Source organism: Gracilinema caldarium DSM 7334 (assembly GCF_000219725.1).
GTDB lineage: Bacteria > Spirochaetota > Spirochaetia > Treponematales > Breznakiellaceae > Gracilinema > Gracilinema caldarium.
The window spans coordinates 17323-36547 of record NC_015732.1; the positions used below are offsets into that span (position 1 = coordinate 17323).

The 19225-nt window shown below is 40.6% G+C and carries 17 protein-coding genes and 1 tRNA gene; 15 read left to right on the forward strand and 3 right to left on the reverse strand.

Annotated elements, in window-relative coordinates; all coding sequences use genetic code 11:
- Window positions 1-44 precede the first annotated feature (44 nt).
- The 6 genes from SPICA_RS00085 to SPICA_RS00110 are packed head-to-tail and all read left to right on the forward strand — an operon-like array spanning window position 45 to window position 4674.
- On the forward strand, window positions 45-818 hold the full coding sequence (locus SPICA_RS00085) for an oxygen-binding di-iron domain-containing protein (RefSeq protein WP_013967503.1): 774 nt from the start codon (window positions 45-47) through the stop codon (window positions 816-818).
- Between the two features lie 15 nt (window positions 819-833).
- The gene (locus tag SPICA_RS00090) at window positions 834-1697 is read left to right on the forward strand and encodes a methyl-accepting chemotaxis protein (protein ID WP_013967504.1); all 864 of its coding nucleotides are present in this window, start codon (window positions 834-836) and stop codon (window positions 1695-1697) included.
- The gene (locus tag SPICA_RS00095) at window positions 1697-3076 is read left to right on the forward strand and encodes a hypothetical protein (RefSeq protein WP_013967505.1); all 1380 of its coding nucleotides are present in this window, start codon (window positions 1697-1699) and stop codon (window positions 3074-3076) included. Before SPICA_RS00090 ends, SPICA_RS00095 begins: the two co-directional genes overlap by 1 nt.
- Complete coding sequence (locus SPICA_RS00100) at window positions 3073-3834, forward strand: Nif3-like dinuclear metal center hexameric protein (RefSeq protein WP_013967506.1); 762 nt, start codon at window positions 3073-3075, stop codon at window positions 3832-3834. The genes SPICA_RS00095 and SPICA_RS00100 overlap by 4 nt, the downstream gene beginning before the upstream one ends.
- A 31-nt stretch (window positions 3835-3865) precedes the next feature.
- Complete coding sequence (gene lspA, locus SPICA_RS00105; protein ID WP_013967507.1) at window positions 3866-4384, forward strand: signal peptidase II; 519 nt, start codon at window positions 3866-3868, stop codon at window positions 4382-4384.
- A 2-nt stretch (window positions 4385-4386) separates the two neighbouring features.
- Window positions 4387-4674: a hypothetical protein gene (locus SPICA_RS00110; protein ID WP_013967508.1), complete on the forward strand. Its 288-nt coding sequence runs from the start codon at window positions 4387-4389 to the stop codon at window positions 4672-4674.
- Between the two features lie 45 nt (window positions 4675-4719).
- On the opposite strand, the gene SPICA_RS00115 is transcribed toward SPICA_RS00110, so the two are convergent.
- Window positions 4720-6366 carry a coiled-coil domain-containing protein gene (locus SPICA_RS00115; protein WP_013967509.1) on the reverse strand — a complete coding sequence of 549 codons (1647 nt, stop codon included), beginning with the start codon at window positions 6364-6366 and terminating at the stop codon, window positions 4720-4722.
- A 26-nt stretch (window positions 6367-6392) separates the two neighbouring features.
- A tRNA-Ala gene (locus SPICA_RS00120) sits at window positions 6393-6466 on the reverse strand.
- Window positions 6467-6618: 152 nt separating this feature from the next.
- Between SPICA_RS00120 and SPICA_RS00125 the strand changes: the two genes are divergently transcribed.
- From SPICA_RS00125 to hcp, 4 genes are all read left to right on the forward strand, one after another.
- Window positions 6619-7425 (forward strand): DUF1848 domain-containing protein, encoded by an 807-nt coding sequence (locus tag SPICA_RS00125; protein WP_169311844.1) that lies wholly within the window; start codon window positions 6619-6621, stop codon window positions 7423-7425.
- A gap of 24 nt (window positions 7426-7449) precedes the next feature.
- Complete coding sequence (locus SPICA_RS00130; protein ID WP_013967511.1) at window positions 7450-8334, forward strand: alpha/beta fold hydrolase; 885 nt, start codon at window positions 7450-7452, stop codon at window positions 8332-8334.
- Between the two features lie 96 nt (window positions 8335-8430).
- Window positions 8431-11415 (forward strand): Glu/Leu/Phe/Val family dehydrogenase, encoded by a 2985-nt coding sequence (locus SPICA_RS00135; RefSeq protein WP_013967512.1) that lies wholly within the window; start codon window positions 8431-8433, stop codon window positions 11413-11415.
- Between the two features lie 76 nt (window positions 11416-11491).
- The gene (gene hcp / locus SPICA_RS00140) at window positions 11492-13153 is read left to right on the forward strand and encodes a hydroxylamine reductase (RefSeq protein ID WP_013967513.1); all 1662 of its coding nucleotides are present in this window, start codon (window positions 11492-11494) and stop codon (window positions 13151-13153) included.
- Here hcp and SPICA_RS00145 read toward each other — a convergent pair.
- Entirely contained in the window at window positions 13150-13548 is a 399-nt protein-coding gene (locus tag SPICA_RS00145) for an acyl-CoA thioesterase (protein WP_013967514.1), read from the reverse strand. The genes hcp and SPICA_RS00145 overlap by 4 nt on opposite strands.
- 47 nt (window positions 13549-13595) lie before the next feature.
- Between SPICA_RS00145 and SPICA_RS00150 the strand changes: the two genes are divergently transcribed.
- Genes SPICA_RS00150 through SPICA_RS00170 form a run of 5 tightly spaced genes read left to right on the forward strand, consistent with a single transcriptional unit; the run spans window position 13596 to window position 19104 of the window.
- Window positions 13596-14135: an NUDIX hydrolase gene (locus SPICA_RS00150; protein ID WP_013967515.1), complete on the forward strand. Its 540-nt coding sequence runs from the start codon at window positions 13596-13598 to the stop codon at window positions 14133-14135.
- Between the two features lie 23 nt (window positions 14136-14158).
- Window positions 14159-15112, forward strand: a complete 954-nt coding sequence (locus SPICA_RS00155; protein WP_013967516.1) for a sugar ABC transporter substrate-binding protein — start codon at window positions 14159-14161, stop codon at window positions 15110-15112.
- Complete coding sequence (locus SPICA_RS00160) at window positions 15109-16599, forward strand: sensor histidine kinase (RefSeq protein ID WP_013967517.1); 1491 nt, start codon at window positions 15109-15111, stop codon at window positions 16597-16599. Before SPICA_RS00155 ends, SPICA_RS00160 begins: the two co-directional genes overlap by 4 nt.
- Window positions 16584-18074, forward strand: a complete 1491-nt coding sequence (locus SPICA_RS00165) for a response regulator transcription factor (protein ID WP_013967518.1) — start codon at window positions 16584-16586, stop codon at window positions 18072-18074. Before SPICA_RS00160 ends, SPICA_RS00165 begins: the two co-directional genes overlap by 16 nt.
- On the forward strand, window positions 18064-19104 hold the full coding sequence (locus tag SPICA_RS00170) for a D-xylose ABC transporter substrate-binding protein (RefSeq protein ID WP_013967519.1): 1041 nt from the start codon (window positions 18064-18066) through the stop codon (window positions 19102-19104). The genes SPICA_RS00165 and SPICA_RS00170 overlap by 11 nt, the downstream gene beginning before the upstream one ends.
- Window positions 19105-19225: the final 121 nt, after the last annotated feature.

Here is a 19225-nt window from a genome sequence, read left to right on the forward strand (position 1 = left end):
ATTGTTGATTGAGAGAAATCAAGGGTTTTGGTTTTGGAGGGTTTATGATTGCGGCAGATGATGTAAATGGTAAGATTCTGTATCAGGATGCAGACCATATGTTTATCTGGCTTGGTGCCGATCCAGAAAGTTCGTCTGGGGTTGTGCAGACCAATCAATATTTAATAATAGATAAGGGGCGGGGCGTTTTGCTTGATCCTGGTGGCATTCACCTCTTTGCACGAGTCGTGGCTGTCGCGAGTCGTTATATCTCCCTGGATAAGATAGATACCATATTCTTTTCTCATCAGGATCCTGATGTTTCTTCGGGTATCGCTCTCTGGCTTGGGGTAACCCCGGCTAAAATATACGTGAGTTCCCTCTGGCTGCGATTTTTGCCCCATTTTGGTATTGTCGATCAAAACCGGATGGTAGGCATCGAAGAATTTGGTTCAAATATAAAATTAGGATCGGGAACCATTTTGCGCTTTTTACCAGCTCATTTTTTACATTCTACGGGCAACTTTTCAGTTTTTGATGAACGAGCACGAATTCTCTTTTCTGGAGACATTGGAGCCGCTGTATTCCCTGCAGGTAAAGAACAGCTCTTCATTGATGATTTTTCTGCGGTCTTGCCCTATGTTGAACCCTTTCATAAACGTTATATGGCATCTAATAAAGCTACCTCCCTATGGGTTCGCCAAGCACGAGATCTAAAGCCTCAGCTGATTGCGGCTCAGCATGGTGGTGTGTATCGAGGGGATGCGGTTACCACCTTTTTAGATTGGCTTGGAAAACTATCCTGTGGGATTGATATCATCGAATCAATCTACAAGTAAGGCAAAGGGGCTACCATGAGTGATAGTATGACTTCATTTGATAATAGTTCTTTAGCAATTAAAAAATTTGTTAAGGGTTACAATAAGAGTATTGTTTTAAATACAGTTACCCTTCGTTCTCTCGATATCATCGGGTTTAATCTAGAACGGATTGGGTCCAGTCTTTCTTCTATTGTTGCAGCCTTTGAGGAAATACGGGCTACGAGCCAAAATACATCCCAAAATGCTGACAAGATCGATACTATGATGGATGGCATTTTATCCAAAAATGCAAGTACGGGAACTGAAATAACTCAGCGGGTTCAGGATATTAATCAGGCGGTGGAGGGGACCGCAAGACTTTCTTCTCTCTTTGCAGATTTAGCTGAAAAAGCGAAGAGTATTGCTTCAGTAACGGGGTCTATACAGGATGTTTCTGACAGAACGAATATTCTAGCGATAAATGCTTCGATAGAAGCGGCGCGAGCTGGTGCTGTTGGAAAGGGATTTCGTATTATCGCTAATGAGGTTCGTACATTGGCAGGGCAAACAGGAGAATTTGCGAAAACAATTGAGACCACTATCAGTGATTTTGAGTCTATCGTTGGGCAAATTACGAATGAGTTACAGGGCTTTACCAAGGTTCTTGAGTCTTTTAAACAATCCTTTGGAACGGTACTTGATAGTTTTCAAACCAATGCAAAAGCGATTGATGAAGCCGGTGCTTTCTTAAACCAGATTTCCGGTTCGATCAGAGAAGAAACAACAGCCTTAACCGATGGTTTAAGTTCCCTTGAACAAATCTCCACCTCACTGAACGATACTAATGTTGTTTTTGCAGCCCTATTGAAGACCTATGGAAATTTGGATACCCTTTTGGATAAGGAAGGGAATCGTTAGTGTCTGATTTAGTCTTGTTACTATGGTTGCTTTTGGGTTTGGTCGGATTAGAGCTGGTCCGTCCTTTTTTTAAAAGCATCCGAGATGTAACTGGAATTATTCTTTTCCCTCTTTTAGTGTTTGTTCTGCTTCTTGTTGGCCAGTACGTATATGGATTTAGGCCCGAACTTGTTCCTTTTGAGCTTTTTATTTTTTTTCTTACTCTTTTTCGTATACCTAAATTAGTCTCTCTTTTACAAAGACTCCGTATCGATGATGATAAAAGACCTTCGATAATTGCCTGTTTAATCGGAATTGTGCTATTAGCAATAACAGGCACCATAGGGATTAGGTTTTCTCCAACTCAAGACTATCTTGCGAGCCGCAATAAGGGTGGTTATGAAACATCAGTTGTAAAAAATACTGACACAGAAGAAGAATATTTTATCAGAACGTACCGGCAGTTTTCAGAAAATACTCGTGGAACTATTTTCATGATTCCTCCGATTAGTGGATCTGTAGAAGTTGTAGATTCAATTTGTTCACTGTTATATTCCAATGGTTTCACAGTAATTACTTTTTCACAGCCAGGTTTAGATGTACCGGCATATGATATACGTAATAAACCGATAGTACCCTCAATTACAAATATAGCTAATTATTTTGTAAGTTTTATTGCTGGTGTACAATATAAGACACCAAATCAGTATGCTAGAGCCTTGGAAGCAAAACGGAAGCAGGCTATTGAATATTTGGTCGCCCATTTAGAATACCCAGGACCGCTTTATCTGGTTGCTTATGGTGCCGGAGGGGCAGCTGCTATCATGTATGTAGCTCAACATGATGATAGTCCTGTTGTTGGTCTGATCAATATAGAAGGGCCGCTGTATTCGGTTCTTGATTTTAAAGATGGTGATGCAAGTACAGGATTCAAGAATTTAATCCAAAAAGTAATTCCCCAGTCCCAAAAACATATAGGTGCTGTTCCAGAACTTACAAAACCCCTTTTAGTTTTAGTGTCAGACTCAGTAAAAGTCTCTGAACAACGTGATGGTCGATATGCATCCCTTGTTCGGATAATTCATCAAGCCAAAGCCCCTGCATTACTCGTAGCATTAACCGGAGCAGGCCCCTTTGACTATTCTGATGTAACTATTCAATATCCCATCTATTCTGCTATGTTAGGCGGTAAAGGAAATAGGGTGCAGAGTGTGGGTTACTATGTCGAATCAACAGCGGCGCTTATTCATAATTTTATTTATAGTTTAGAAAAAAGGGATACTGATTCCAATTGCAAAGAAGAAGCCGCTTGTTCACTGCTTCCTGTATCGGGAGATGTATATGTTGAGTATAATGGTTATTTGCCGCATTATAATCCACAGGAGGTTTCTGGGAAATGACTACGAAACAACTTGATAGTTACTTTCGTTCTTTTTTAGATATTGACGGATTTTTACGAACCGATGATTCTTTAAATGGTTTGCAGGTAGATAATGATGGTCGTAACATTACTAAAGTAGCTTTTGCAGTAGATGCTTGTTTTGAATCAATAACCCTCGCTGCACAGCGCGGTGTGGGTATGCTTTTTGTGCATCATGGTCTCTTTTGGGGCAAACCGGCTCCTATTACCGGTATAATGAGAGAACGCTTACAGGTTCTCCTTTCACATAACATAGCGCTCTATGCTGTCCATTTACCTTTGGATCAGCATCCGGTAGTTGGAAATAATGCGGGTCTAGCTGATCTGCTTGGTCTTGAACAGCGTGAACCCTTTGGTGACTATCATCAACATAAAATTGGTTATAAGGGGATTTTACCAAAACCGATTTCTATAGATGAGGCAGTAAAACGGATCAGTTTTATGGGTCGGCCACCTCTCGGGGTGTATCCATTCGGTACAAAGGAAATTCGTTCCGTTGCCATCGTTTCTGGTGGTGCGGCGATGGAAGCTTTTCAGGCAATTGATGAACAGGTGGACCTTTACATTACCGGTGAAATGTCTCATTCGGTGTATCATTATGCGGTAGAAGGTGCATTGAATATGATTGCTGGAGGGCATTATTCAACAGAGGTGTGGGGTGTTCGCCGGGTTATGGAAAAATTAGCAAATGAATATAATTTAGAGGTTGAATTCCTCGATATTCCTACAGGTCTGTAAGCAGTTGTATTAGCCATATGGAGTAATTTAGATGAAGTATAAACAAAAATTATTTCCTTTTATACTAACGTTTTGTATTGTGGTTGTGGATCAATTATCTAAAGCATTTATTGTATCCCGTTGGCCTCGAGAAGGGACTTTTATTAAAGATGTATTTGGTAACGATTTATTATGGATTATCCATGTTCGCAACAAAGCAATAGCTTTTAGTCTTGGAGATGGTTTGCCGGATCAGGTACGGGTATTACTGTTTATTATGGTACCCATTGTAGTATTAGGTGTTTTACTCGTCTATTATTTTAAGACAGATGAGTTTACAACCCTTCAACGCTGGGTTGTAGCGGGTATCATCGGGGGAGGTTTAGGTAACCTTATTGACAGAATTTGGCGTCCCGATGGGGTAGTGGATTTTATCAGTGTAAATGTGTATGGCTTTCTTGGCTTTGCTCGATGGCCGACTTTTAACATTGCTGATTCTTCAGTGGTTATCTGTGGCATTCTACTTGTGATAAGCATCCTGTTTGTTGCTAAAAATACACATAAGGAGTGATTGTGAATAAAAAAGCAAATACTATTGTTTTTATGTTAGTTGCTACTCTATTTAATGTGGTAATAACTGTTGTATCTTTTGTGGTATTACTCGTATTGTATGGAAGGATTTTGGCTCCGTTGCTTCCCCAGGAAACTGCGGCTATTGGGCTCCCTATTGTTTTTATTGCTGCTATACTGCTTTCTTTTGTGATTTACCGTTATGCCCTTAAGGCATTTACCAAGCGGTTTGAGGTTGAAAAATACTTCGATCCTCTAATAAAGAGTCGTCGTTCACCTAAAAGAGATTAGTGACTGAAAGCTTTTGATATTGTTGAGTTTTAAAGGTAAGAAGAATTAATAGCCATCTGAAAGGGACCGGTTAATATCCCGTTGATAAAGCTCCTGGTAGACATAACTGCGTCCCCTGAGTTTATCTTTAATTGACTGAGAAAATGGAATATACCGCCAGAAGATACCCCTGACTTCCTTATCTAATTTTTGGATACCTTCGCTTTCTTTTGTCATCCATAATATATAGTCCTGAATGAAGTACTCCTTTACGTCGCCTTTTAATTTTTTTGATGTAAACCATTGGTAATAATTACCGGTGATACCTTCTTCCATCCAGTAATAAGAAGCTTTTTCTTTAGCATTCTGCCAGCGTAAATCCCCTACGGCAGAGAGAATGGCGAGGTTTAGGTTCTTCGGATAAAGAGGAATGGCAATACGGCCACGGCTAGTGGCTCTATTAAAGCGATCAAAGGGTTCCCAACAAATACCAAATTCTCCGTATGAAGGAACCAGAATTACATAGGGAACAATTCGGTTCAGTTTATTTTTATAAACCCGGCAAAAAGCTTCGGGGTCTATACTTTCTATCCAGGCAAGTTGCTTAATCACATTTTCACGGGTAGCTATTTCATTAGGTCCGCAGTGAAAATATTCCTTAACAAGAATGGGAAAGTGATTTCCCTGGCGGCCAATCGTTAATTTAACCATTTGGCGGACACTGTCGAATTCGGTGTCGATAGCTTTGATGTCAACTGCAACGTCTGCTCCTGCTTCCCGGACCTTGTCTTCCAGAATTTGTACATCCGCCTGGGCTTGGGAAAATTCTTTGAGTAATGAATCGAGCTCCCGATCTGCCTTGGCCATATTTTTAAGAAGCTCCTGAATTTCGGAAAAAGCCCGTTTTTGAACCTCGTTATATACTGATTGAAGATCAGGGAAACCGGGAATTGGACTGTGTTGGGCAATGATTTGCACTGCATTAACGAGGGCTTTTTCGTAACTGGCTCGTTCATCACTTTTTGCTTTTAATAGATTCCGTGCCGCATCTCGCCGTCCTTCGGCTTTTTCCAGAAGCTGTTTTAATCTGGTCGCTTCATTATTTTTAGCCACCCGTACCTCATCGGTGGTGGAGTTTTTAATAACACCAGTCCCAATAGCTTTAAACCATTCATCAAGATAATAGATAGGCTGGTTTAATTCATTATCTACAATAATTTTTGAGAAGAGTTCCTTATCCTCAGGTGTTAAAAGACCGGGATGGAGAATCCCATAGCGGAGAAGGAATTTTTTATTATCCGGGATTTTTCCAGGGGTTTTCCGGGCAATTCCAAGAAGAAAATCCCAGTAGGCTGTAGTAAGTTGTTGCCGGTATACACCACGATCTTTTGGGTCTTTCGTTGTTAGAAATTTCTGTAAAATCGTATGTACCCGTTGAGCAATATCTCCCTCTCCGGAAAGTGCCTTTTTATAATAATCGGGATCAGAAAATACAGTGAGGGGAATAGTTGCAAAGGGCTTGGTTATTTCTGGAAAGGTATTTTGGGTTAGATCTACTTCAATTCCGTTAGGAGTCTCAATATCTTCCGTACCGAACAGATCTTTATAATTAGGAGTTGTGTTCGACTCTGAAGGTCCTGCTTGGGATGTTGAAACTCCCAAAAGAGCTGCGAGGTCCGGATCGATATCACCCTGAAACATATTATTATTCATGGAATTCAGTTATGGAAGGATGTATTTGGAGGTGAGGGGAATTGAACCCCTGACCTTTTGAATGCCATTCAAACGCTCTAGCCAACTGAGCTACACCCCCAAAAGGTTGACTGGAATATAGCTAATGGAACCAATCCTGTCAAGTAGGTTGATTCCAGCTACCGACAAATTACAGGCCCTATCCTGTTATGATGCTATATCGTAGTATAGGACATATCTGAATCATGGTAAAGGTTTATTATGATAATTAGTGTGTCTCGGCGGTCAGATGTTCCCCGCTTTTATTGGGATTGGTTTTTAGGTGAACTTGAACGGGGTGAAACAGTCGTTGTTAATCCTTTTAACACACGACAGGTTAAAAAAGTATCGCTCTTGTCTCAGGATGTGGATGGTTTTGTTTTTTGGACCCGAGAGCCCTATCGAATAAGAGAATCCGCAGGAATGTTATTAGAAAGGGGTTATCAGTTCTATGTTATGGTGAGTCTGACCGGGTATCCTGCGATTTTTGAACCTCAGGCTCCTCCTTTAGACCGAATTATCGATGACCTACATCGTTTGAGTGCCTGTATTGGTTCTGAACGAGTTTTCTGGCGTTATGATCCTATATTGCTGAGTTCTCTCACCTCCGAGCATTATCATGTTGAGCAGTTTCAGTTTTTGGCTGGAGCTCTTGCAACGGCTGTTGGACGGTGTATTGTAAGTCTTTATGACCCCTATGCAAAAAGCGACAAACGGCTTCGTGCCCTCGAGACTGAGAGACTGGTGGAAATCTATCCCCTGTACAAAGAACGTCGCTATGTGGTGCCAGAAGCTGTCAACCTACTTGGCCGCTTGGCTGATATTGCGCATCAATATAGAATTCCGATATATAGCTGTGCTGAACCGGATGGTCTTGTATCTTATGGAATACTTCCCCATGCCTGTGTTGATGGGAGCCTGTTTGGGTTAAAAAAAGAAAAGGATCCCCATCAGCGGTCCTTTTGTCGGTGTGACCGGAGTATCGATATCGGCAGATACGGAACTTGTCCTGCCCGTTGTCTTTATTGCTATGCCTGGTGAGCATAAAGGTTTATATTGTAAAGTATGAAATTACCTTCTGATTGGAATCCAACAAATCGTGCATTTCGGGAATTTTATGGCTGGGATGATTCTTTGGGACAATGGAATTATGATCTTGTAGAGACCAAGCTAAACCAAAAAGTGGCTGTGCATTACTTTTCCAATCCCCAACAAAAAAATATACAGGGAACCTTGTTTATTACTCATGGGTACCTTGAACATACCGCACTCCGTGTTCCGCTCATTGCTCAGGCTGTGCTTCATGGGTGGCTGGTTTGCGGTATTGACTTGATTGGCCATGGGCTTTCCACGGGTACGCCAGCACATATAGATTCCTTTGATGAATATGTGACAGCTCTGGAAACGGTTGTACAGTATAAACCTTGGCCGCAGCCCTGGCGATATGCAGGTCATTCTACCGGTTGTGCAGTGGAGCTTTTATATGTAGCAAAACATGGGAATCCCTTTGAGTGGAGCCTATTGGAAGCGCCTCTCGTTCGGACCGTGTTATGGAAGCCTACCATGGTCGCCAAGCATCTCTTTAAGGGGGCTATCAGTACTTTGCCCAGACGGAATGCTGGACTCCCGAAAAGCCATACTTTTTATGGTTTACTGAAACGGGATCCCCTGTACCTCGATAAGGTCCCTATAAGCTGGTTTGATGCTTTGGAACGCTATGTGGAACAAACAAATAACTGGAATATTTTACCAGGGACCTTTTTAATATTACAGGGTGATATGGATACGGTGGTAGATTGGCCCTACAATGTACAGTTTTTACAGAACCACCTGGAACAGCCACAAATTGCGATGATCAAAGGTGGTAAACACCATCTGTTACGGGATGAAGGGCCTTCTGGTGATCAGGCTCGAAGAATGGTATTGGAACATTGGTATGCCATGCAATAGTCCTTTTTCGTTTTGGTATATAATTGGTATAGTCCAATAGCGAATTTTCTTGCAAATTTTGCTGTTCAGCCTTAGGATATTCATTGGGGGTACGGTATGGCTGAAGCAAAGGTTCGTTACCAGGGATCCTATTTAAAAGGCGTTAAAGCACGGGTTGGTACGATTCTCGAAACCAACTATAAGCTGGATATCAACACCAGGGAAAAAATACTTGCAGATTATTTAAGCGATGAACAGTTGCCCCATTGGTATTTTTATTCGAATACTCCTGAAGAGATTGCACGACATCTCTTTATTATAACCCAGCTGTTATCCTCTAATGTAGGTCAAATATATCATGTGAGCGACGACTCCCGGGTAATTACCTATCTTATCAATATAGGACGGGATTATCCTGGCCGGCTTGAACGGGTTATTGAAGAAAACATGAATATGAGAATAGCCTCCTTTGATTCGGAATCGACGGTTAATGGGGTTCGCATTGTCAGTCTTGAAAAAATTACCCAGGAACCGGCACGGTACACCCCTGAACAGGAAGCAGCGATCATAAAATTAAAAAGTGATCTGGCCTATTATGGTGAGAATCGTGATCTTATCCATACGAATCGGTTTATCGAAAGTCTTTCGTCCCGCTATCTTTTGGAAGAGATTGAATCCACCCTGGAACCGAAGCGGTCTGAACGGCATCTGGTGTTTTATAACCGTATCTGTGATACCGCTGAGCCCCTGGTAGATATTTCTGATGTGCAGTATGAGGATGATATTGGCCGGATAGAAAAATCGAGCCGTGTTATGATCGGGGTTGCCAATCCAGGACATGAATTTATCCCTCAGATTTTACGAATTTTTGAAAAACGGGGTATTAACCTGAAACGTACCTATTTTGATCTGTTCCGTCATCCCCAGGGCGATGTAGCTATTTTTACTACCTATTTTAACCTGGGCTACAGTCTTTCTGGTCTAGAAGACGCGTTGAAGGAAGCAATTATTTCTGGTCAGCATGAGGAAACTCAGGCAGCTGCTGCAGGGGCTCTCATTGTTCAAAATACTTCCAAACGTATCTTGGAAGAAAAAATTGAATCAATTCTTCGAAGGCTTCCAAGCCGATCTAATCCTCACGATGCAATGAAGGCTATTGAAGAATTAAAAGAACTTTGCAGGCAGAATGGGACCATTGGTACAGGACCGGAAAGTCACAGTTTTTATTTAAACAGTGTAACCGATTTTCTCGAGGCCGCCCGTTTTGCCGGTATTGATGAAGTCCCTGAAGTATTGCGTCTGCTGCTTGGCTATGAGGCTTTTGATGAATTTTTTGTTACCGCTCAGGCTAATGGCATTTCGAGCAACCTTCCCGGCTATCGGATTAAGCATTCCATTGCCCGGGGACCGGCAAAGGGCGGCCTCCGTATCGATCCGATTGTCAGTTTTGATGAAGTGGCAGCCCTGTCCTTTATGATGACCTGGAAATGTGCCCGGAGCAGGATCCTCTATGGCGGGGCTAAGGGTGGTTTGATGCTCAATCCCCGAACCTTCGAAGGTACGGCGATTGACTATTTTGATACCCTTTCCAGTTTTGGCAGAAGTCTTTTCCTTGTGTCTGGTCCGATGCGGGATGTTCCTGCAGGGGATGTTGGCTGTGGTCCCAAAGAAATCGGACATATGTTTGAAGGGTTTAAAAGTGCCCTGCGGGATCTGGCGGTGATGTCCTATGGTCTTAAGCCGGGGGTCACCATGATTGGACCGAGGATCGTTTCCGTTCAGGAAGCTCGCAGAATGCTGGCGGAGCACTTTGATGTGGACTGGACCGATCCGGTGATTATTGGAGAACTCGTACGGAATGAGACCTATCTCGAACTGGTCACCGCAGCCCAGATTACCGGGAAACCGAAATTGGGAATAGAAGCCCGGGGTGCTGCGACAGGGCTCGGTATGGCCTATGCGGTACTGGCTGCGGTGGGTAACCTCTACCTGGATGGTCAGTGGAAACCAAACAGACCGCTCAGCAAAGAAGAAGAAGCGGTCCTTCGCAAGGCTTGTTCCATAACCGAAGCGGTCATACTCAAGGAAGAATCGGAACAAGCCTATGGAAAAGTGGACTTTAAGCCTGAGGATGCGGTGGTTCATGGCCGGCTTCTCTCGGCAGATGAATGGAAGCTGCTTTCTGAAAAAGTTTATCCTGCCTTACTGACTGGGAAAACCCTCTCTGTCCAGGGGTCCGGCAAGGTTGGTGGTTCACTGCTTACATCTCTCAAGCCATATGGAGTAAAGCTCATTGCGATTGCCGATGCGGGTGGTGCCATATTCGGAGATGATCTTGATATGGATGAAGTACTGGCGGCGGTGGAAAATTCCCGAAATCACCCCGATAAGGCTCTGCGGGCTTCCTGTGTCCATGCAACGAAAAATGTGCAAGAACGGATCCTGGGATTGAGCGGCAGTTCCAAGGTGCTGGAAATTGAATGTGATATAGTGGCCCCTGCGGCACTGGAAAATGCGGTTACCGAAGAAAATGCCCGGCGCATTAAGGCAAAGTTGGAAGTATGCGGTGCTAACGGCCCCAATAGTTCCCGGGCGGAAAAGATTCTCGCCGAACAGGGGGTAACGGTGCTCTATGATTTCCTTGCCAATGGAGCCGGTGTAACCGCAAGTTACTTTGAGTGGTTAAGAAACTTAACGGACCGGTTCCGCTACGAAGCGGAACGGATTCGGCATGTTCCCTTTGATATAAGCTGTATGGATCCCTATGTCATGCCTGAATTTAAAACCCGGCTTAAAAAAATACTTGCCAATGGTGAAAGCCGGAATACTACTGAATCATGGAATCTCATGCTTCGGGATATCATGTTTGCGGCTCTTAACGAAGATTACCGGTTTGCAAAGGATCATAAGGTATCGATGAAAACCGCAGGCTTCTTGAACGCCCAACTGCGGGTGCTGGCCGCTACCCTGGTACGGATGGAGGAGAAGGATCGGCAGAGTATGATGGCACGGCTTCCGGATAAAAGCCGCGCCTTACTGAAGCCCTTTATGGAACATCCGGAGGTGAAACTATTTATGCAGAAGGGTGGTAAAAATTACTAAAACGGTAACCTATGTTACCGATAAAATTGTATTGATTATGTATCCTTCTGATAAGAACGAATACAGGAGGATACATATGAGTATGTTCTGTCATCAATGTCAGGAAGCCGCAAAGGGAACTGGCTGTACCGTGAAGGGTGTCTGTGGTAAGGATGAGACTGTTTCCAATTTGCAGGATGTTTTGCTGTATGCGCTGAAAGGGCTCGCCTTTGTTGCCCAGGAAGCCAGGAAAGCTGGAATTACCGATAGGCAGGTCTCTGAAGCTCTCATTGAAGGGCTTTTTGCCACCATAACGAATGCCAACTTTGATAAGGCTGTTTTTATTTCCAGAATTCGGGAAGCTATATCTATTCGGGAAGAATTAAAAAAGCATTTAGCCCTTAAAGGGGTTTTTCTGCCAGTTCAAGGTAAAGGACGTTTACATCCCAGCATAGATTTCCATGCCAGTACTGAAGAGGAAATGCTCTCTGCATGGACGGTGGCAAGTTTTCTTGCGATTGAAGATCCGGATGTTCGGGCTTTACGCAGTCTTGTCATTTTCGGCCTTAAAGGCATGGCCGCTTATATGGAACATGCCATTAATCTGGGAAAAAACAGTGAGGATGTGCTTGTTTTCATGGAACGGGCTTTGGCTGCTACCATTGATGATACCCTTGATGCAAATCATTTAACCGCTCTGGTTCTTGAAACTGGTAAATATGGTGTGGATGCAATGGCCCTGCTTGATGCAGCCAATACATCGACCTATGGAAATCCTGAACCGACCACAGTACAGCTGGGTGTGCGGAATAATCCTGGTATACTTATTTCAGGACATGATCTAAAAGATTTGGAAGAATTGCTTGAACAGACCCAGGGCACCGGTGTCGATGTTTATACCCATGGTGAGATGCTGCCGGCCCATTACTACCCAACATTTAAGAAATTTCCCAACTTTGTAGGCAACTATGGAAGCGCCTGGTGGAAACAGGTAGAAGAGTTCGAAGCTTTTAATGGTCCAATCTTTTTAACGACCAACTGTCTTGTACCACCAAAGGAAAGTTACAAGCATCGGGTATTTACCACCGGTGAGGCAGGTTATCCTGGCTGTGTGCATATTGCAGACCGGAAAGAAGGGGGTAAAAAGGATTTTTCTGCCCTTATTGCACTGGCAAAAAATTGTCCTGCTCCAACGTCTTTGGAAACAGGCACCATCGTTGGTGGTTTTGCCCATGCTGCAGTGGATAAAGTGGCCCCTGTTGTCGTAGATGCTGTTAAAAATGGTGCGATAAAGCGCTTTTTTGTTATGGCTGGCTGTGACGGACGACAAAAGGGACGGGATTATTACACCGAATTTGCTAAGGCTCTGCCGGAAGATACGGTTATCCTTACTGCAGGTTGTGCCAAGTACCGCTATAATAAATTGAATTTGGGCGATATTGGTGGTATTCCGCGGGTTTTGGATGCCGGGCAGTGCAATGACAGCTACTCATTGGCACTGACAGCTCTCAAGTTGAAAGAAGCCTTTGGCGCATCTGATGTAAATGACCTGCCCATCAGTTTTAATATTGCATGGTATGAACAGAAGGCGGTCATTGTTCTGCTTGCCCTGCTATACCTGGGCTTTAAGAATATCCATCTGGGACCCACACTCCCGGCCTTTCTCTCACCGAATGTTGCCAAAGTGCTGGTAGATAACTTTGGCATCGCCGGAATTGGTACGGTTCAGGAAGATATTAAGCTCTTTATGGGTGCTTAACGGTCAGGATGTAGTCCAGGTACATCCCACTGGGCAGGAAGCCTGGTGGGAAGTCCTTCAGCATTCACAAAGGCCCAGGTAACCTTTGCTTCGGCAATTAGGTCCTGTCCGCGAAGAATTTTCTGCTGCATGACCCCGCTTACAGCGCCCCGTTTAATCGGCCACGACTGGATGACCAGTTCATCATCAGGCAGCGCCGATTTTTTATAGTCAATTTCTACCCGTGCCACATAGAGCCCGAACCCAGCTTTCACAACTCCAGGATAATCAAACCCAATAGCCCTGAGGTATTCATAGCGGGCATATTCCAAATAATGAAGATATACGGCATTATTGACGTGTCCATAGGCATCGCATTCATAGGTGCGGACCCGTAGGGTGCATTCATGTATCATGGATGTCAGTATAAAAAAGTACTCAGGTATGGTGCAAGGGGATAGGGATGCAGATTGATGAATTACAGGCCGTATTCCGGTGTTGCCCCTGTTGTGGTGCAGAACAGGTAGTAATTTCCGGGGATCACCGGATATATTGCTCTGCCTGCGGCTTTGAATATTTTCACAATGTGGCCACTGCGGTAGGAGCGCTTATTCTTACCAGAGAAGGACTTCTCTTGCTCGAACGGGCTAAGGATCCTGCCCGGGGTAAATTAGCACTGCCTGGTGGTTTTGTTGACCCCGGAGAGTCCCTGGAAGAAGCTTTGTCTCGGGAGTGTATGGAAGAAATTGGCTGGAAAGCCGAGCTCCATCGGATGGAGTATTTGTGTTCCTTTCCTAATACCTATCGCTATAAGGATATTCTGTATCATACCTGTGATATGTTTTTTTTATTTAGGCAGGATTCGTTAGATATAACTATGTTATATAGTGATCCTACCGAAGTTACCAGCTTATCTTTAATCCCTCTTGAAAAGCTGCAGTTGGAAGATCTCGCTTTTGAATCCACCAGAAAGGTAATAGAACTACTGATAAAGACGTATTAGTAAAAGTATTGTATACTTAATCCGTGAAACGGCGTATTTTTATTGGGCTCCTTATTTTTGGTCTGTTAAGTCTCATTGCACTCACCAACTCTATCTACCTTATGATACATTTGGATAGTCTGGGTTCGCAGCAGATTGATGGAGCTTTACCGAAATATATATTTGCATTTTATGTACCGCCTACTTCGAGCAGATACTTTCAGGATATAAAAAAGGGCGCTGAACTTGCTGCTCAAGAACATCATGTGGTGCTTTCGTTCCATTCGATAGATCCTAAGGATAATGAGATTCAGCAGGCGGTTATTTCAGATTTTAATGGATATATACTATGCCCTTATAATGAAGATACAACCCTTCATTCTCAGGTAGTTAAACTTCAGAATGAGAAAAGACCGGTAGTCATCATAAATCATACAATAAAAACTGATAAACCAGTCCCATTTATCGGTTCAAATAATTATGATGTAGGTAAAAAAATGGCTCAGCTCATAAAAAAAACAGAAAAATCGGTACATCAAATTGCTATAGTGTATAGCCAAAAGAATCCCTGGATATATGCAGATAGAGAACTGATAGAGCTGGGGATACGAAATGAACTTCAGAATACGGAACAGTATGCTATAACCCGTTTTGAAACTAGGTTAAATCCACTTGATGCTGAAGCGCTTATTTATAAAATAATAAAAAATTACCCAGAAATGAATTATGTTCTCTTTACAGATTCTAATGATACAATTGCTGCTGCGCAAGCCTTAATCGATATGAATGAAGTAGGCCGAGTACAGTTGATAGGATTTGGGAATGACAAAGTAATCAGGGACTATATTCGAAAAGGGGTTATTACTGCATCTGTGGTAATAAGTCCAGATAAAATTGGTTACCAGGCTGTAAAATCATTGGTTGAACTGGTAGATTCAGGATTTACATCTGCTGCTGTTGATGTGGGAATAGAAATCGTTGAAAAGGATAGTCTATGAAAAAGAATATCCGTAACTCATTCTTTATGCAGATTGTAATAAGTATATTTGGTGTTTTTGGTTTATTGGTAATTTCTACAGCTTACATATTATATTCTACTATTCAACTGCAGAATTATGCAGATCAGAGTTTTCAGAAAGAGCGTTATTTAAAAAGTATACAAGAAGCTTTGCTTTCGTATCAGGACCCATTATTGGAATATCTTTCTACACGATCTTCAAATGCATTAGCGAAACATTTAATAGAATCACAAAATTTAAGGAAGCGTCTTCCGGATAAAAAGAAATTGTCTAATGATTTTAATGAGATACGAGAACAGGAGATATATAGTCTAATCCGTCGTTTTTTAGATATGGCTGATACCGCTGTAGAGCAAAAAAGGGGAAGAAATATAGAAGCTTATATCAATCTGTATGATGATATGACTTCTTTATTAACATATATTAATGATGAAATTGAGCATGTAAGTACTGAACGTTTTAAAAATCAAATCGATAAATATGGTAATTTTATCAGATATTCTCAAAAAATAATTTTATCTAATTTATTGTTTATTGTCTGTATATCTCTCTTTTCTGTAATATTACTTATACATTCAGTTCAAAAAATGACAGAACCATTGATACATCTTTCAGCGATGGCAACTGAGATTTCTTCTGGTAACTTTACTGTAGCGGATATCAAATTAAGTTCTATTTATGAAATTGATCATGTTGTTGATGCTTTCAATAAAATGAAAAAAGAGATCTGTCATTATATAGAAGAAATGAGGCTTCAGGAAACAATTAAACAAGAGTACATGCAAGAAAGAATGCGGAATTTAAAAATGGAAGATTTGCTGAGACGAATGGAGACTTATACATTACAAGCTCAGATGAATCCCCATTTTTTATTCAATACGCTTAATACAGGTATGCAGCTGGCAATTGTGGAAGGAGCGGATAAGACATCTGAATTTATGGAGTATCTATCATTACTTTTTCGTCATAATATAAGGAATAAAGAAATCATTGTGCCTTTACGGTATGAGATTGAGGGAATCAGATATTATTTTTATATCTTAAAATTAAGATTTCCTAAGAATTTAACATTGATCTTGGATTGTCCCGAAGAAATACAGGATATGTATAAGGTACCTGTTTCTATACTGCAACCACTGGTAGAGAATTGTATTGTTCATGCTTTTAAAAATAATGACAGTCAGAAAATTATTGAAGTTCGGGGAGAATTAAAGGGTTCCTCTTTATACTTAACAGTACAGGATAATGGTTCAGGTATGTCAAAGGAGAAAATAGATGAACTATTGCATCCTATTCCTATAGAAGAAACATCATCTAGAGTTATGGGACTGGAAAATGTAATTCAGCGACTAATTTTTTTTTATCCTGATACACCTGATGTAATTAAGATAATCAGCAGTCCTGGAATGGGTACAACCATACAAATTTGTATCGATACGGAGAAAGAACCATGTATCGTGTATTGATTGTAGATGATGAAGAACCGGTATTAGATAGTTTTTCCTATATGATTAAAGAATATAGTTCAGATTTTGTTTTAGCCGGTAAAGCTCGAAATGGTTTTGAAGCATTAAGTGCCATACATGATTTGCAACCGGATGTTGTATTTATGGATATTAATATACCTGGAATGGATGGATTAAAAGTTATAGATACAGTACATAGCCAATATCCTCATATGATTTTTGTATTATCAACTGCTTATGAACGGTTTGATCTTGCTCAAAAGGCAATACCTCTTGGCGTACACGCATATCTAGTAAAACCGATAAGTAAAAAAATGTTTATAGGTACTTTAGAAGAAATAAAGAATAAACTTGATAAAAATCGTTTGGCACGAAATGTAAATGAAAATCGGCGAAGTATGGATACCTTTTTTGCTCAACTTATGAAGGGTGGTTTTGAAGAAGATGATATAGAAAATATAAAGGAAAATCTTGGTATTACCTATAATCACGGACGTATTTTTATTATTGAAATTGAAGAAAATAACCAAAAAATATTACAAGAAATTGCATTACGATTGTCAATGAAGTATTTTTGTCTTTTTGATATGAATGGTGTTCGAGGTTTATTTTTTATCGCTGGAAGTATAGATAAAGATGAATTGCACAAGCGTTTATTTGAAATTATAAAACAATGTCTTCAGATAGATATCGATGTTGCTATTGGTATCGGTATTGAAAAAGAACTGAATGATTTATATGAATCTTATGAAAGTGCATTATCTGAATTGATAAATAACAAAACTAATGAAAAAAAATTGTTTAGAGAGCGAATGCTTATTGTCCAAATTCGGAAAAAAATAGGATTTATTCCAAAATCTGAAGTAATAAAACTCTATGAGACATATCTTGATGAATTGTTTGAAAATAATCAATTACAAATTGCTAAATGTAAATTAATAATTTTATTTGCATTATTATATGATGATTTAAGTAATTATTATAAAGATACAGAACCAGTAGAATATTTATTTCCTTTAGAACAGGAAATCATGAATAGTAAAAGTAAGGAAGAATGTAATAGTCGGGGAAGATCTATATTCAGCAGATTATACGATCTGTTTGCGGAAAAACGAAACCAGGCAATGCCGATTCCATTGTTAAAGGCGATACATTACATGCAGGATCATTATTCAGAACCAATACAGCTGAGTACTGTTGCAGATGCTGTTTTCATTTCACCTGCATATTTAAGTAGAATATTTACTGAATATCTTTCAACAACTTTTATAGATTATTTAACTGATTTAAGAATATCAGAAGCGCAAAAATTGATTAAAAATACCAATATGAGTATAAAAGAAATAGCAAGTAAAGTTGGTTATTCAGATCCCAATTATTTCGGTAAATGTTTTAAAAAAATTACTGGATATACACCTACAGATTATCTTGAAAGGTCTCAGAATGACACAGGAGTGTATCATTATGAAAAATAGTCAATATATTTATCTGAGTATGATAGTTTTGTCCGTATTACTTACATGTACAAATAGGACTACTACATCTGACTCTAAAAAAATAACCATTGGATTTTCCATCGCAACTGATACATTTATTCTTGAACGTTGGAATAAGGATATCAATATTTTTTCTAGTACCGCTAAAGAACTAGGCGCAGAAGTAATTTTGCAGCTATCGGCAGGTGGAACGAAAGAACAGATTGATCAGATAAATTATCTATTAAAGCAAAACATTAATGTTCTGGTCGTTATAGCTCACGATATGGAAATGATTGCAGGAGTAATTAAACAGGCTCACGATGCCGGGATACCTGTAATAGCATATGACAGGATGATTATGAATGTTCCGATAGATGCCTATATCTCATTTGACAATGAAGAAGTAGGAAGATTATTCGGTAAAGCACTTACTGAAAAGGTTCCAAAAGGCAGATATCTTATTGTGAACGGTTCTGTACGAGATAATAATAGTTTTCTTGTTCATAATGGTTTGATGGACATACTGCAACCCTATGTAAATAGGGGTGCAATACAAATCGTACAGGATATTTGGTTACAAGAATGGAGTTATGATGAAGCACTTGAAAAGATCGGGAAGGTATTCGACAGTACTACTGATATAGATGCAATTTCTTGTGGGAATGATCAAATTGCGAGTGCTGCTATACAAATATTATCAGAACGTCGTATGGCTGGAAAAGTTGCAGTAGTTGGGCAGGATGCAGATCTTATATCTTGCCAGCGGGTTGTAGAAGGAACACAATTAATGACTGTGTATAAACCAATTGCAAAGCTTGCCAGTCGTGCAGCCAAATTGGCTATTGCCTTGGCTTCAAGAGAAGCATTCCCCTATGATACATTAACGGATAATAAAAGTGGAGCCATGATTGCAAGTTATATAGAAAAACCTATTGCGGTATATAAAAATACTATTGATGAAACGATAATAAAGGATGGATTCCATTCAAAAGATGATATTTATCGAAATGTCCCACTGGTAAAATAATGACATAAAAATATTACTTATTTAAAAATAGTATATACATGTTTCTTAAAAAAAATACGATGTAATGATAAAACTTTACGATTTTCAAATTGGATGAACCAACTCCATAATAAAACAAATC